The 14847-nt window shown below is 72.4% G+C and carries 11 protein-coding genes; 3 read left to right on the top strand and 8 right to left on the bottom strand.

Going from position 1 to position 14847, the window contains the following annotated elements; genetic code table 11:
* Window positions 1–22: 22 nt before the first annotated feature.
* From CFW40_RS32265 to CFW40_RS32235, 7 genes are all read right to left on the bottom strand, one after another.
* Window positions 23–1951, bottom strand: coding sequence for a RiPP maturation radical SAM C-methyltransferase (locus tag CFW40_RS32265; RefSeq protein ID WP_088801276.1), 1929 nt, complete (start codon window positions 1949–1951; stop codon window positions 23–25).
* A 269-nt stretch (window positions 1952–2220) separates the two neighbouring features.
* Window positions 2221–4068: an alpha/beta fold hydrolase gene (locus tag CFW40_RS32260; protein ID WP_088801275.1), complete on the bottom strand. Its 1848-nt coding sequence runs from the start codon at window positions 4066–4068 to the stop codon at window positions 2221–2223.
* Window positions 4065–5336, bottom strand: coding sequence for an MFS transporter (locus CFW40_RS32255; protein WP_088801274.1), 1272 nt, complete (start codon window positions 5334–5336; stop codon window positions 4065–4067). Before CFW40_RS32255 ends, CFW40_RS32260 begins: the two co-directional genes overlap by 4 nt.
* 648 nt (window positions 5337–5984) lie before the next feature.
* Window positions 5985–7181 carry an ABC transporter permease gene (locus CFW40_RS32250; RefSeq protein ID WP_088801273.1) on the bottom strand — a complete coding sequence of 399 codons (1197 nt, stop codon included), beginning with the start codon at window positions 7179–7181 and terminating at the stop codon, window positions 5985–5987.
* Window positions 7178–7951, bottom strand: a complete 774-nt coding sequence (locus CFW40_RS32245) for an ABC transporter ATP-binding protein (RefSeq protein ID WP_088801272.1) — start codon at window positions 7949–7951, stop codon at window positions 7178–7180. The genes CFW40_RS32250 and CFW40_RS32245 overlap by 4 nt, the downstream gene beginning before the upstream one ends.
* Entirely contained in the window at window positions 7948–9048 is a 1101-nt protein-coding gene (locus CFW40_RS32240) for a peptidoglycan-binding protein (protein WP_256331160.1), read from the bottom strand. Before CFW40_RS32240 ends, CFW40_RS32245 begins: the two co-directional genes overlap by 4 nt.
* Window positions 9045–9695, bottom strand: a complete 651-nt coding sequence (locus CFW40_RS32235) for a hypothetical protein (RefSeq protein ID WP_088801271.1) — start codon at window positions 9693–9695, stop codon at window positions 9045–9047. The genes CFW40_RS32240 and CFW40_RS32235 overlap by 4 nt, the downstream gene beginning before the upstream one ends.
* Before the next feature lie 134 nt (window positions 9696–9829).
* Between CFW40_RS32235 and CFW40_RS32230 the strand changes: the two genes are divergently transcribed.
* From CFW40_RS32230 to CFW40_RS32220, 3 genes are read left to right on the top strand one after another with little or no spacing between them, the layout of a single operon-like run.
* Window positions 9830–10516, top strand: a complete 687-nt coding sequence (locus tag CFW40_RS32230) for a response regulator transcription factor (RefSeq protein ID WP_088801270.1) — start codon at window positions 9830–9832, stop codon at window positions 10514–10516.
* Between the two features lie 5 nt (window positions 10517–10521).
* Window positions 10522–12042 (top strand): HAMP domain-containing sensor histidine kinase, encoded by a 1521-nt coding sequence (locus CFW40_RS32225; RefSeq protein ID WP_088801269.1) that lies wholly within the window; start codon window positions 10522–10524, stop codon window positions 12040–12042.
* Window positions 12039–12533, top strand: a complete 495-nt coding sequence (locus tag CFW40_RS32220) for a hypothetical protein (protein WP_088801268.1) — start codon at window positions 12039–12041, stop codon at window positions 12531–12533. The genes CFW40_RS32225 and CFW40_RS32220 overlap by 4 nt, the downstream gene beginning before the upstream one ends.
* Window positions 12534–12616: 83 nt before the next feature.
* On the opposite strand, the gene CFW40_RS32215 is transcribed toward CFW40_RS32220, so the two are convergent.
* Window positions 12617–14845, bottom strand: coding sequence for a xanthine dehydrogenase family protein molybdopterin-binding subunit (locus CFW40_RS32215; protein ID WP_088801267.1), 2229 nt, complete (start codon window positions 14843–14845; stop codon window positions 12617–12619).
* Window positions 14846–14847 lie beyond the last annotated feature (2 nt).

The following is a 14847-nucleotide window of genomic DNA, read 5'->3' as shown; positions in this document are numbered from 1 at the left end:
ACGGCGACGGGATGTTGACCCCCTAGGCGTGGACGACGTCCCGGGGTGTCTGCGGTGTCTCGTGGTGGGCGGGCGCGGCGTGGCGGTGGCGCATGAAGTCGAGCCGCAGCAGGTCCTCGTTGACGGCGGCCGGCGCCAGGTGGACGTACTGTCCGCCGTCGGTGAAGACCAGCCCGAGCGTCACCCAGCGCTGGAGGAGGGTGTGCACGGCGGCCGCGTCGAGCCGCTGTCCGGGCAGCCGCGCGGCGAGCTTGCGGGTCAGTGCGGCGGGGGCGTGCGGCTGGTCCAGCAGTTTGAAGGCCGCGATCTCCGTGGGATCGGTGAGCTCCATGGCCCCCCAGTCGAAGGCGCGTCTGCGGCTGACCAGCACGATGCGGTCACCGAGGTCGGTGTGGGTGAGCCTGCTGTCCGCGTGGTGTTTGCGCCAGGCGGACAGGGCGTCGTTGAGGGCGGTGACGGTGGGTTCCCCGATGCCGCGTTCGGGGGCCTCGAAGACGTAGGCCAGCTCGTACAGTTCGGACTCGGGCAGGTCGTAGGTGAAGCGGTAGTGCTTCTCGGGCCGCAGACCGGTGAAGCCGAGTTCGGGCCGGTTGAAGTACGGGCTGAAGCGTTCGATGGCGATGCGCGCGGAGAGGTCGACCGGGGGGTCGAGGTGTTCCAGGGCGGGCAGTTGGGCGATGACCGGCTCGTAGTCGGCGGCGGTCTCACCGGGGAAGCCGTGGAGGTAGTTCCAGCAGACGGAGAGCCCGGTCTCGGCTCCGTCGCGGAGCATGCGGACGTTCTGGCAGCCGCTCACGCCCTTGTCCATCAGGTCGAGGACCCGGCTGTTGAGGCTTTCGATGCCCGGCTGGACGTAGATCATCCCGGCGTCGGCGAGGGTGCGCAGCTGGGCCCGGCGCATGTTCGCCTTGATCTCGATGTGCAGGCGCAGGTCGTAGCCGCTGTCGATGATGCGGGGCAGGACGGTGTTGAGGTAGCCCATGTCGAGGATGTTGTCGACCACGTACATGTCCAGTACGCGGTGGCGCCGCGCCAGGTCCATGATCTCTTCGTAGAAGGTCTCCGGGCTCTTGCTGCGGAACTGCATGAAGGAGCCGTTGAGGCCGCAGAAGGTGCAGTGGTGCTTCTCCCCCCACCAGCAGCCGCGGGCGCCCTCGACGACGAGTTTGGGTTCCACCCAGTTGCGGGCCACGGAGGATGCCAGCCGCTCGAAGTAGCCGCTGTAGTCGGGCGGGAGGATGGTGGCGGGCGGCAGCGGGCTGGTGGCCATCGGGTTGGCGGTGCTGCTGCCGTCGGGGCTGCGGTGGCACAGCCCGGGGACGGCGGACAGGTCGCCGCCCTCGTCGAGGGCGGTGAGCAGCTGGGGGAAGACGGCTTCGCCCTCGCCGCGGACCACGTAGTCCAGGAAGGGAAAGTTGCGGTGGCCGGCCGCGCCCTGTTCGGCGTCGCAGTTGGCGCCGCCCATGACGGTCTTGATGTGCGGGGCGAGCCGTTTGACGTACTTGGCGGCGGCGAGCGCGGCGGTGTTCTGCTGGAAGGTGGAGGTGAAGCCGACGACGTCGGGGCCGGCCGCGACGATCCGCTCGGCGGTCTCCTGGACGAACTCCGGCACCACACGGTGCAGTTCCTGGGACATCCGCAGCCGCTCCTCCCGCAGCTTGCCGCGCATCGAGGCGCGGAACTCCGGCACCCGCCACTCGGGATCGTCGTAGAGCGCGGAGGAGAACACCCAGTCGCCGCATCCCATGAAGTAGGAGGAGAGCGCATAGAACTGGTAGTCGTCCGCGGTGAACTCGGTTCGCCGGGTGATCCAGTCGGTGAACTCCAGGTTGGCGTGCAGGACATCGGCGTGACCGGAGGTGCGTTCGTCGACGCTGCGCCGGAGGATTCCGAGTGCGAGGGACGGGAGGTCGATCGGTGACCAGGGCATGTTGACCAGCAGGACGCGCATGTCGGCTCCTCGTAGGCGGCGGGGCGGGAGGGAGGCGGCCGGCGGCCGGCCGGGGACGTGCGGCGGTCCGGCCGGCCCGGCTGGTGGTGCACCGGGCCGGCCGGGGAGGGTCAGTCCTCCTCGGTCTCCTCGGCGTTGCGGAACGGGACGGTCACCGTGATGCCGATGCTCGGCTTGCGGTTCTCCTCGTCACCCGCGAGCGGGTCGTTGTGGATGATGTCCTTCTGCATGGCTGTGTCTCCTGTTCTGCCGGATGGCGGGAACGGTTCTCACACTTCCCGGGGCGCCGGACGGGCCGGTGCTCCCGGAGACCCCGTCCGCCGTGGGACGGGGGGTTCGGTGGGCCGCGGGGTGCGGCGCAGGTGCCGGCCGAGGAAGCCCATGGCGTGCTGCAGGGCGGCCACATGGTGCGTGCCGGTGTAACCGTCGTGGCCGGTGTCCAGCCAGCGGGACTCGTGTGCGACACCGGCCCGGTGCAGGGCGGCCAGGTAGCTCCGGACCTGGCCGGGCGGGCATTTGGCGTCGCGGGTGGCGGCGATCACCAGCAGCGGGGCGCGGACCTCCGCCGCGTAGTGGACGGGCGAGCTGCGCGCGTAGCGTCCTGGCACGGCGTCGGGGGTGCCGCCGAACAGCCGCTCGTCCAGGGCACGCAGTGCGGGGGTGCCGGTGCGGTGGGCCGCGGCGCAGTCGGCGACCGGTTTGACGGCGACGCCCGCCTGCCAGAGGTCCGGCCGGGTGCCGAGCGCGAGCAGGGTCAGGTAGCCGCCCCAGGAAGTGCCCCACAGGCCGATCGCGTCCTCGCGGGCCAGGCCGCGGCGGAGCAGGTCGGCCCGGACCGCGACGAGGTCGGCGACCTGGGTGAGCCCCACCCCCTCGCCGTACGCGGCGCGCCAGGCGGGCCCGTAGCCGGTGGAGCCGCGGTAGTTGACCCGCGCGACGGCGAACCCGGAGGCGATCAGCGAGTGCACCTGCGGGTCGTAGGCGTCGCGGTCGTGGTCGGCGGGCCCGCCGTGTATCAGGAACACCAGCGGGGGCCGAGCGCCGCGGGTCGGTTCCGGTTCGCCGAGCAGGGTGTGCACGGGGCCGTCCGGGCCGGGGGTCCACAGGTCACGGTGCCGGCCGGGTGCGGGGGCTGGCAGGGCGGGGAGCGCGGGCAGCCGGGTTCCGGCGGTGGACCCCATCCGCGGCGGGGTGGCCGTATCGGTCCAGAGGTAGTGCACGTCATCGCCCGGGTGCGGGACGGCGTCGAGCAGGGTGCCGGGCGGGGTGGGCACCGGGGTCAGGGTGCGCCGCTCCAGGTCGGCGGTGGTGAGGGCAGAGCGGCCGTGGCGGTCGTGGCGGATGAGGACCCGTCGTCCTTCGGGGTACCAGCGTGCGGTGACCTCGGTGTCGAAGCGGCACCAGCTGTGCGGCCGCAGACCGGCGCCGGGCCGCCAACTGGCCAGGTGGTAGCCGTCGTTGCCCTCCTGGACCAGCAGGAGTTCGGTGGTGGCGGGGGTCGGCGCGAAGCCGAGCGCCCACAGCCGTCCGCGCCGTCCGGAGAGCTGGTCGAGGACCGCTCCGGAACAGGTCACGAGGGTGACCGCCCGGTCGGCTCCGGCCGCCCCCGACAGCGCCAGCAGCCCGCCCGACGGCGAGATGCCGGTCAGCAGCGCAGGGCCGTCGACGGTGCGCACCGGCCGGGCCGGGCCGCCCGGTGTGCCGAGGTGGACGGTCATCGAGCGGCCGTCCCCGAGGCCGAGGGCCACGGTGCCGGCGTCGCTGAGGGCGAGACCGCACGGGAGCCCCGGGCGCAGGCCGGTCAGACCGGGGTGCCGCGGTCCGCCCTCGAAGTCCTGGAAGTACCAGAGCCCCTGGCCGCCGCGGTCCTCGGTGAACCACCACACCCGGGCGTCCGCGTCGAGGGCGCAGTGCACCGTGCCGTCCGGGCTGTCGGTGACCTGGCGTGCGGTGCCGGTGGCGGCGTTCCAGGTGAAGATCTCGCAGCGGCCGTCGGCGTCCGCGGCCAGGGCCATCCGTGCCGGGTCGCGCGGGCAGACCTCGGGGAGCGCCGGCCGGTAGACCCGGAAACCGGTGCCGGGCGGCGGTGCGGCGGTACCTGCCGCGGTCGCGGTCATACGGTCTCCTCCTTCGTCCCGCGGGGAAGGCTCGATGCACCGCGGGTCGCGTACAGCGCGAGCACGGTCAGCAGCACCGCACAGCCCAGGAGGGTCGCTCCGGCCCCGGCGCGGCCGGCCGACAGCCCGGCGAGGGCCGGGGCCAGGGCCGCCGCCGCGCCCGACGCGGTGGCCAGCACGGTGCCGGTGCGGGCCTGCAGTCCGGGCGGGGTGATCCGGAGGATCCGGGCCTGCAGCGCCACGGTGGCCGGTGGCGTCAGGAAACAGAGGAGTCCGAGGAGCAGTCCGAACTGCCAGACCTCGCGGGCCACCGCCAGGGCCGCGGCGGGCGGCACCATCAGCCAGGACACCGCCACCAGCAGCGTCGCCGGCGCGTGCCGGGCGGCCAGTCGCGGTGCGGCCAGCGCACCGGCAAGGCCGGCCGCCCCGGACAGCGCGAGGACCAGGCCCAGCGGAGCCGCCCCCCGGCCGTGGTCCTGGAGGGCGAAGACCGTCGTGTAATACAGCGCGACGAGCAGGGCGTTGACGGCCGAGATCCAGACGAGCGCCAGCCGCAGGACGGGCTCCCGGCGCAGCAGCCCCACCCCTGCCCCGGCCTCGGCGAGCAGCGCCCGCCGGGTCCGGCGCGACGTACCGCCCGGCGACCGCTGCTCCGGCCGCGGGGACAGACCGGAGCGCATGGCGCGGATGCCGCCCGCCGCGACGACGTACGACAGGGCGTCCACGAGGAACGGCAGCCAGGCGCCGGCGGCGAAGAGCAGTCCGCCCAGGGCGGGCCCGACGACGAGGGCTCCCCGCTCCCCCGCCTGTAATCGGGACAGCACCTGCCGGTACTCCTCCGGGGGACACACCAGCGCCACGGTGCCCAGCGACGCCGCCTCGTAGCAGGCGGTCGCGCACCGTTCGACGAGTACGGCGGCCAGGAGAACGGCCAACGGGACCCGGCCCGCGGCGACCGCCGCGGTGACCCCGGCCATCGCCGCGGCGGACACCAGCGCGGCGCCCACCATCACCCGCTTACGGGCCCCGCGGTCGGCGGGCACGGCGGCGAACGGGCCGAGGACCAGCGTGGCGACCGCGAAGAGTGCGGCGAGGGCGCCGACTTCGGCAGGCGAACGCCCCAGCCGCAACAGCAGCAACGGCAGAACGAACCCGGACACCTGGCTGCCGAGGGCGTCGCAGGTGCCCGCCCACCAGAACAGCCGGACGTCGCGGCGGGCGTGCGGCAGGGGGACGGCGGGCGCCGGCGCCGGAGCGGAGTGCGTCATCAGGGACGGCCCGCGGCCGGTCTCGTGGCGGTGCGGGTGACGCGGGCGGTGCGGTCGGCGCGTGCCTCGCGGTCGGACCCCGTCCGCGCCGGGCCGTCTCCCGGACGGACTGCTGCCGGACGGACTGCTGCCGGACGGTTTCCCGGCGCACCGCGGAAGAGCGCCGCCGGTAAGCCGTGCGGTGAGTCGTCCGCGCGCGGGGTCGCTGCTCGCCGTTCCATGCGAAGCCACCTCACGTTTGTGGGCAGATCGTGAAGATTGCCACACCAATAGGTCAACTTGCGGAGGAAATGTGCCAGAAGCGTGCTGGAGCTTAACCAGCCAGTGACGCAGGCCACAAGGTGTCGGGCAGTGAGCCTTTTCCGGCTTCGGCGTGAACGGGTCACGTGGAGAGCGAGAACGGCTTGCAGGAGTGCGGCGATGCGGCTGGTGCCGCACCTCTTCGTGGGCGGGGAAATCGGTCGCGCCCCGTGCGGTGAGCCGCTAACTTCCGCCGAGCGCCGTGAGATGCGAAATACGGGACGGCGGCCCAGGAAGCCGGACATGGGGACCGGGGGGCGTTCTTGCCTCACCGCCCCGGACGACCGGCACAGCCGCCGATCGTCCGAGGCGGACCGGCAGCTCCGCCGAGCGGAACTCCGCCGCCGGTCAGGACGCCGCGAGCGCCACCGTCGGATGCAGTCGGGAGGCCCGTACCGCCGGATAGAGGCCCGCGATGACGCCGATCACCAGGGTGGCGCCCAGGCCGCCGGCCAGCGACCACGGCGGTACGACGACGGTCCAGCCCTGGGCGTGCGCGAAGACGGCCGTGGCGGCGGCGCCCAGCGCGGCGCCCGCCAGCCCGCCGAGGGCTGACAACAGCAGTGATTCGGTGAGGAATTGGATCCGGATCGAACCTTTTGTCGCGCCGAGGGCGCGGCGCAGCCCGATCTCCTGGCGGCGCTCCAGCACCGAGATCACCATGGTGTTGGCCACGCCCACCCCGCCGACGAGCAGCGCCACCGCACCCAGGCCCAGCATCAGACTGGTCATCCCCTCGTCGGTGGCGGCCTTGGCCGCGAGGGCGTCGGAGGGGCGGGAGACCTTCACCGAGGCCTCGTCACCCGGGTTGACCGTACGGGCCAAGACGCCCTGGACCGCCTCCACGGAGGCGTCCGTGGAGCGCTCGAAGAGCATGGTCGGGTGGCCGTCGAAGCCCAAGTAACGCTCGGCGGAGGGGTAGCCGACCAGGGCGGTACGGTCCAGGGTCGGCACCAGCTCGATGGGCGCGAGGATGCCGGTGACGACGTACCAGCGGTCGTTCAGCAGGATCTTGGCGCCGGGCTCGGTGATGCCGAGGCGGCCGGCGGCCACCGAGCCCAGCACGACGGTGGGCAGGCGTTCACTGGCGCGGTTCAGCCAGCTTCCCTGACCGGTACGGGCGTTGAGTGCGCCCAGCAGGTCGGTGCGGGCGGCCTGGACCGTGATGCCCGCCGCCATCTCCTCCGGCACGGCATCGCTGCGCCGCACCCGGGCATCGACCGCGCCGATGGCGGTGGCGTGTTGGACGGGGCCGATCCGCTCGACCATCGCCACGGCGTTCTTGGGGAGTTTGGCAGCGCGTCCCATGGCGTCCTTGCCCGCCTCGGCGGTGAGCAGGTTGGTGCCGAGCCGGTCCATCCGGCCCATGATGTCGGCGCGGCTGGAGGTCGACAGGCCGATGACCGCGACCATCGTGGCGATGCCGATCGCGATGCCGAGGGCGGACAGCACGACGCGGGTGCGACGACTGCGCAGGCCCTCGGCGCCGACCCGCAGCACATCGGCCGGGGAGAGCCGGGCCGCCCGGAGTGCGGGGCCGCTCATCGGGTCGCCTCCTCGGTGCGCTCGACGGGCGAGCCGGGAGCGGCGGACGCGGCGGAGGAGCCGGACGCGGCGGACGCGGCGGACGCGGCGGGTGCGGTACCGGAGTCGTCGACGATCTCGCCGTCGCGGAAGCGGATACGGCGGGGCAGCGAGTCGGCGATGTCGTTGTCGTGGGTGATGACGCAGACGGTCGTCCCGGACGCGTGGAGCTCACGGATGAGGTTCATGACCAGCTCACCGGAGGCGGTGTCCAGCGCGCCGGTCGGCTCGTCGGCGAGCAGCAGATCGGGGCCGCCGACCAGTGCGCGGGCGATCGCCACGCGCTGCTTCTCGCCGCCCGACAGCTGGTGGGCGAGGTGGCCGGTGCGGTGTCCGAGCCCCACCTCTTCCAGCGCCGTACGGGCGCGGGCGCGCCGCTCCCGCAGGCCCGTTCCGCCGTACAGCAAGCCGTCCGCGACATTGTCCTGGGCGCTGCGGCCCGGCGCGAGATGGAAGTGCTGGAAGACGAAGCCGATGTGCCGGGCGCGCAGTGCGGAGAGTTGGGCGTCGGACAGCCCGCTCACGTCGTACCCGGCCACCCGGACCTCGCCCGAGGTGGCCCGGTCGAGGGTGCCGAGCAGGTTGAGCAGGGTGGATTTGCCGGAGCCCGACGGGCCGACGATGGCGGTCAGTTCGCCGCGCTCCACCCGGAGGTCCACACCCCGCAGGGCGTGCACCCCGCCCGGGTACGACTTGGTGGCCGCCCGCAGTTCGATCACGGCTGGGGTCATTGCTCGGCCGCCCCTACCTTCACGCCTTCGGCCAGGCCGGGACCACTGACCTCGATCCGGCCGTCGGCCGTCAGACCGGTCTCGACCGCCACCATGCGGGTCTTGGCGCCCTGGACCAGCTCCAGCCCGTAGCCGCCCTCGCGCAGCGCGACGACCGCCTCGACCGGAACCGTCAGCACGTCCTTGCGGCTCTCACTGACGAACTTCACGCTGAGGGTGCCCTGCCGGTCCTTCTCCTGGAGCTTGGTCTCGTCGTCGAGCGTGATCTCCACGTCGATGTCCTGGCTCGCGTCACCGGAGCCGGCCGACCCGTCCTTGGCGGAACCGGACTCCTCGGGGGCCACCACACCGCTGACCTTGCCGTGCCGGGTGCCTCCCCCGGGCATGGTGATCTCCACCTTGGTGCCGGCCGCGGCCAGTGCCCCGTCGGCCTGGTCGAGCGAGGCCCGTACGACGGGCTTGGTGGAGGCGACCGTCAGGACCGCCTTGTCCGGGCCGATGGTGTCGGCGAGGGCGGCGTCCGCGGTCACCACCCGCACGGGACCGCGCTGGAAGACGACGTCCCCCTGGCCGATCTCGCCGTTGGCGGTCACATCGAGGGACTTCTGCCACGCCTTGACGGCGGCCTTGGTCGCCTCGTCATAGCGGACGTCCACATACAGCCCGGAACCGAAGCCCAGATCGCGGAGGTTGCGCTCCAGCTGGAGGACGTCCGGGCCGCGGGTGCCGGCCTTCATCGCGCGGAACATCGGCGTCGAGCCGTAGAGAAGGACCACCGGCCGGGCGTCGCGCTCGTACAAGCGCTGCCCGAGCGCCACGGTCTTCCCCGGTTGGGCGGCCTTGGTGATCGTGCCCTGCACGGGGGACTTCACCGTCCGGCGCTGCGCGTAGTCCAGTTGTCCGTCGACGGTCTTGCTCTGGACGAGGTCGGTGCGGGTGATCTCGGTGGTGGTGGGCGGGCCCTTCGGCTTCCGGCCGTCGGCCGAGGCGTCCTGTCCGGGGTTGGTGAGGAGCATGACACCGGCGGTCACCGTGGTGGCAGTGACCGCCGTCGCCAGGGCGACGAGCGCCCGGCGGCGCTTGGGTGCGGAGCTCACTGCATGCCGTCCAGTCCGTCGAGGAGCTTGTCCTTGCAGGCCTGACGGGCCTCCTTGTAGGTGGCGGAATCGGTCTTGACCTCGGGCGAGGTGGGGTTCGGGTCACCGCCGGGCATGACGTTGCCGCTCTGCAGCTGCGGGTTGGTGAACTTCGATACGCCGTGGGCGCGCATGCATTTGGCGTGCGCGAGCATCGACTCGTATTCCTTCTGGGTGTCGCGGGGCGGCTCCAGGCTCATGGCCTTTCGCATCTCGGGCGTGCACACCCGGCCCCGGGTGCCCTTGACAAGGCTCTCGCTGCCCATCGAGGTCTCCAGCTCCTCGATCTTCGTCCAGTCGAGATAGCCGCTCAGCTTGGGGGCGGGGAAATCTTTGGAGACGTTCTTGCGCAGGCACTGGACGTACTTCATCTGTGCGTCGTAGAAGGCGCTCTTGCCCTGGGACGCACCGCCCTTGGAGGCACCGTCCTTGGCGGCGCCGCCGTCCTGGGACCGGCCAGCGGCGGGCGCGTCGCTGACGGAGGCAACGCCTTCGTCGGACGACTCGGTGCCACCACAGGCAGTGGTCAGCGCCAGGGCGGGTACGGCGATCAGCAGCGCGAGGCGCGCGGCACGGGAGCGGGATCGGGAACCTGTCTTCTGCGTCATGCGGCCCAATGTCGGGGCCGTAGTTGGTGGCCTTTCCATGGCCGCATGATGAGAACGTAACAATGTCGCGGCCCCGCGGTTGCGCCCTGTGGATAACCCCTGAGCTGCACAAACCCTCGCCCATAATCGTCGGCATGCCCCATGTGCTGCTGATCGAGGACGACACCTCCGTACGGGACGGAATGGAGCTGGTGCTGCGCCGGCACGGCCATGAGGTCGAGGGCGTCGCCACCGGCGAGGCAGGCCTGGAACTGCTCGCGCGCCCGCGCGGCGGCGGCATCGAGATCGCGGTGGTCGACCTGATGCTGCCCGGTATCGACGGCTTCGAGGTCTGCCGCCGCATCCGCGGCCGGGGGCAACTGCCGATCATCATGCTCACCTCCCGCGGCGACGATCTGGACGTGGTCAGCGGGCTGGAGGCGGGTGCCGACGACTATGTGGTCAAGCCCGTCACCGCCCGGGTGCTGGAGGCCCGCATCCGGGCGGCAGTGCGACGGGCCGGTCCCCTCACCCGTACGGACAGCGAGGACTTCGCCGGGCTCGTCATCGACCGGGCCGGCCTGACCGTCACCAAGCACGGCGCCCCCGTGCCCCTCCCGCCCACCGAGCTGCGGCTGCTGCTGGAGCTGTCGGCCGCCCCCCGCCGGGTCTTCAGCCGGGAGCAGTTGCTCGAACTCGTCTGGGAGCACGACTTCCTGGGTGACTCCCGGCTGGTGGACGCGGCGGTCGGGCGGCTGCGCGCCAAGCTGGAAGACCTCCCCGCCAAGCCTCGCTACATCCAGACGGTGCGCGGCTTCGGCTATCGTTTCGGGCCGCTGTGAGCGCGATGAGGACAGCTGCGACGCGGAGCACGGCGCAGTCCGCTCCGAAGACGGACGCGAGGACCGCGGGGCGGGCCCTTTCGCGGCTCCCGCGCCTCGACGGGCTGCGCGGCCGGCTGATCATCACCGTCGTCGTGGTCGCCCTGATCAGCGCCGTCACCGCCACGGCACTGGCGTACCGGGAATCGCGCGACGCGGTCCTCAAGCGGGCCCAGAGCGCCGCCGTCGATGACTTCCACAGCCGCGTCGGACAGCTGGCGACGGAGCTCGATGTCCCGCCGGACCTGCGCTCCCTGACCCGGTTCGCCACCGAGGTCTCCTCCGGCCTGCACGGCTCGCTGGTCCTCGCCCGGTACCGCGAGTACACCGCCTCCTCCGACGCGTCCGCCGACCGCACGCGGATCACTCCCGAGCTGCGCGCGGCCGTGCGGGCCCACACCCGGGTCTCGCAACAGCGGGTGGAGTACGGGGGCAAGCCGTGGCTGGTGCTCGGCGCCCCGGTCGGCCTGGATTCCCCGGCCTCGCACGCCGGCTCCGGACAGCCGTCCGGGGTCGAGGTATTCGCGGTCGTCTCCCTGGCGGAAGAGGAACGCGACACCGCCGAACTGGTGCGCAGTGTGCAGGGCGGTCTGGTGCCCGTGGTGCTGCTGGCCGCCCTGCTGGCGCTGCTCGCGGCCCGTACGGTGCTGCGCCCGGTACGCAGGCTGGCACGGGCCACCCGCAGACTGGCCACCGGGGAGCTCAGCATCCGGGTCGAGGAGAAGGGCCGCGACGAACTGGCCGAGCTCGCCCACACCTTCAACGAAACGGCCGGCGCGCTGGAGCACACCGTCGGCGAGCTGCGCGAACAGGAGGCCCTGGCCCGCCGTTTCGTCGCCGATGTCTCTCATGAGCTGCGCACCCCGCTCGCCGCCATGACCATGGTCTCCAGCGTCCTGGAGGAGGACGCCGACCAGCTCACCCCCGACACCGCACAGGCGGCCCGTACGGTCAGCGCCGAAACCGCCAAGCTGGCCCGGCTCGTCGACGACCTCATCGAGATATCCCGCTTCGACGCCCGCGCCGTGGCGCTCACGGTGCACGAAGTGGACCTGGCCGAGGCGGTGCGCGCCACCCTCGCGGCCCGCGGCTGGGCCGACCGGGTCGAGGCCGATCTCCCGCCGGGCATACGGGCCCGGCTCGACCGCCGCCGCCTCGATGTCATCGTCGCCAACCTCGTCGGCAATGCCCTCCGGCACGGCGCACCGCCGGTGGCCGTCACCGTACGGGCGGCGGACGACCGGCTCACCGTCTCGGTCGCCGACCACGGCCCGGGGCTGGCCCCCGAGGCCGCCCGCCATGTCTTCGACCGCTTCTACAAGGCCGACAGCGCCCGCAGCCGCTCGGAGGGCAGCGGCCTGGGCATGGCCATCGCCCTGGAGAACGCCCGGTTGCACGGCGGCACCATCGAACTCGCGCCCCCCGAGCCGGGCGTCGGCGCCGTCTTCACCCTCCGCATCCCGCTCCGTACGGAATCCGCCTCATGACGCGCCCCCGCACCACCCTCGTCTGCTCTGTGCTCGTCCTCGTCGCCGCGGGCTGCGGCATCCGTCCCACGGGTGTCACGGACGGCGGCACCGCGCCCTCCGGGATCCCGACGGGCATGCGGGTGTACTTCGCCTCCGGTACCGGGCTGCGCGGGGTGCCCCGGCCCGGCATCAAGGTCGATGATTTCAACGTCGCCTACAAGCTGCTGCTCGCCGGGCCGACCGCGGAAGAGCGGGCCGACGGGCTGACCAACCTCGTCAGCCTCGAAAAGCGGCAGAGTGTCACCTCTCACCGCGGCAATGTCACCATCGATGCCCGGCACTACAGCGCCGACTTCCCCCAGGACCAGAGCACCGGGCAGCTGGTCTGCACCTTCGCCCGTGCCGAGGTCCTGATCCACGGCACCCGCCCGGACCAGGTCCAGGTGACCCTCATCGGCCGGGACGGGCGCGCCGGGCCCTATCAGTGCCAGCAGTTCCTCTCGCGCTGATGGCCTCGCGCCGGCCCTCTCGCGCCGGGCCCCGGACCGGGATCTGCCACTGCCCGGTGGGCCGGCACCGTCCGTCACAAGGTTCAGTCCTCGACAGGTGGCAGTCCCGGCAGCACCTTCTCGATCGTGATGGGGAAGTCGCGCACACGCGTCCCGGTGGCGTTGAACACCGCGTTGGCGACCGCCGCCCCGGACCCGCAGATGCCCAGCTCGCCTATGCCCTTCGCGCCCAGGACGTTGGCCTTGTCGTCGTACCCGTCGAGCATGACGACCTCGACATCGGGGATGTCGGCATGGACCGGAACCAGGTACTGCGCGAGGTCCCGGTTGACGAAGGCGCCGGACCGCAGATCGACCACGGCTTCTTCCTCGAGGGCCGCACCGGCCCCCCAGATCATGCCGCCGATCAGCTGCGAGCGGGCCGTCTTCGGGTTGAGCACCCGCCCCACCGAGAACACGCCCAGCATCCGCCGCAGACGGATCTCGGCGGTATCCGCGTCGACCCCGACTTCGGCGAAGTGGGCGCCGTAGGTGTGGATCGAGTAGGCCGAGTAGTTCGGGTCGTCGCCCATGAAGAGGGTCGTGCCCTCCGCCTCCGCACCGTCGGGATGATGGCGGGCGACGATCTCGCCCATCGCCTGGGACGCGTCGCCGATGCGTACGGTGCCGTCGGCGAACACGGCGCCGGCCGGGTTCCGGCCGTGCAGCGCAGAGCGTTCATCGCCACACGCCGCGACCAGCAGCTTCTCCCGCAGGGCCGCGCACGCCCGGTGCACCGCGGTGCAGGAGTTGGCGGCGCCCCACGAGCCACCCGACCCCCAGCTGGAGGGCAGTCCGGAACGTCCGAGCTCGATCCGCACCCGGTCGTGCGGCAGCCCCAGCCCCTCGGCCGCGACCTGGGTCAGGATGGTGTAGGTGCCCGTGCCGATATCGGTCATGTCCGACTGGACGACCGCGGTGCCGTCCGCCTCCAGACGCACCCGCGCCGCTGTCGGCCCCTGGAAGTGCCCGCGGATGGCGGCCGACATGCCGTAGCCGACCAGCCACCTTCCCTCGCGGACACTCGCCGGGGTGGCGGGGCGGCGCTCCCAGCCGAACCGCCGCGCCCCGTCGCGCAGGCAGTCGACCAGATGCCGGTCGCTGTACGGCACGTCCCGCTCGGGATCGACGGTGGGCTCGTTGCGGATCCGCAGCTCGACCGGGTCCATGCCGAGCGCATCGGCCAGTTCGTCCATCGCCGACTCCACCGCGAGCAGGCCCGGCGCCTCGCCCGGCGCGCGGACGTCCGACCCGCGCGGCAGATCGAGCGGCGTGAGCCGGTGGCTGGTCAGCCGGTGGGGCGCGGCGTAGAGGCTGCGGGTCGTGGCGGCGGTCTGCTCGGCGTACTCCAGGTCGCGGTTGGTGTGCATGGTGACGTCATGGGCGAGCGCAGCCAGCCGTCCGTCGCGCCCCGCACCCAGCCGCACCCGCTGATTCGAGGTGGGGCGCAGGCCCACGAGCTGGAAGACCTGCTGCCGGGTCAGCGCGACCTTGACCGGTTGGCGCAGCTCGCGGGCGGCGAGCGCGGCCAGGACCGTCTCGGAGTGGATGCCCAGCTTGGAGCCGAATCCCCCGCCGACGAAGGGGCTGACGATATGGATCCGCGCGGGGTCCATCCGCAGCGTGCCGGCGACCGAGGACTGCGCCGCGTCGACGATCTGACAGCTGACGTAGACGACCAGGTCCTCACCCCGCGGTTCCACCAGACACGCATGCGGTTCCATCGGCATCGAGAACTCGTACGGCGTGGTGTAGTGCTCGTCGACGCGCACCGCGGCGGCGTCGAATCCGGCATCGAAATCGCCCACCGACGTATCGGTGGGGAGCCCGGCATTGACCACTTTCGGGATGTACGTCTCATCGTCGTCCCCGGAGAAGTCGAACCGTCCCCGCCCGACCGCGTACTCCACCTCGACCAGCTCGGCCGCCGCTCGGGCCTGCTCGAAGGTCTCGGCGACGACGAGCGCCACCGGCTCGCCGTAATAGTGAATCTCCGGGCCGGTCAGCACCGGCTGGGCCCGCCAGTACTCCAGCGCAATGGACTCATCACGCGGGCCTTGCACCGGGGCGTTGTGATAGGTCATCACCATGCGGACGCCGCCCGCGCTTTCGGCGTCCTCGGTGTCGATCCGGGTGATCCGGCCTTTGCCGATCGTCGCGCCGACGATGACCCCGTACAGCGGTTGGCCGGCCTCCCAGTGCTCGTAGGCGTACGGGGCCCGGCCGGCGACCTTCAACGGGCCGTCCACGCGGTTCAGACCTTGCCCGATCATCT

The sequence above is a fragment of the Streptomyces sp. 2114.4 genome, assembly GCF_900187385.1.
GTDB lineage: Bacteria > Actinomycetota > Actinomycetes > Streptomycetales > Streptomycetaceae > Streptomyces > Streptomyces mooreae.
Note: the sequence above shows the minus strand (reverse complement) of the source record. Positions and strands in the feature narration are given on the sequence as shown.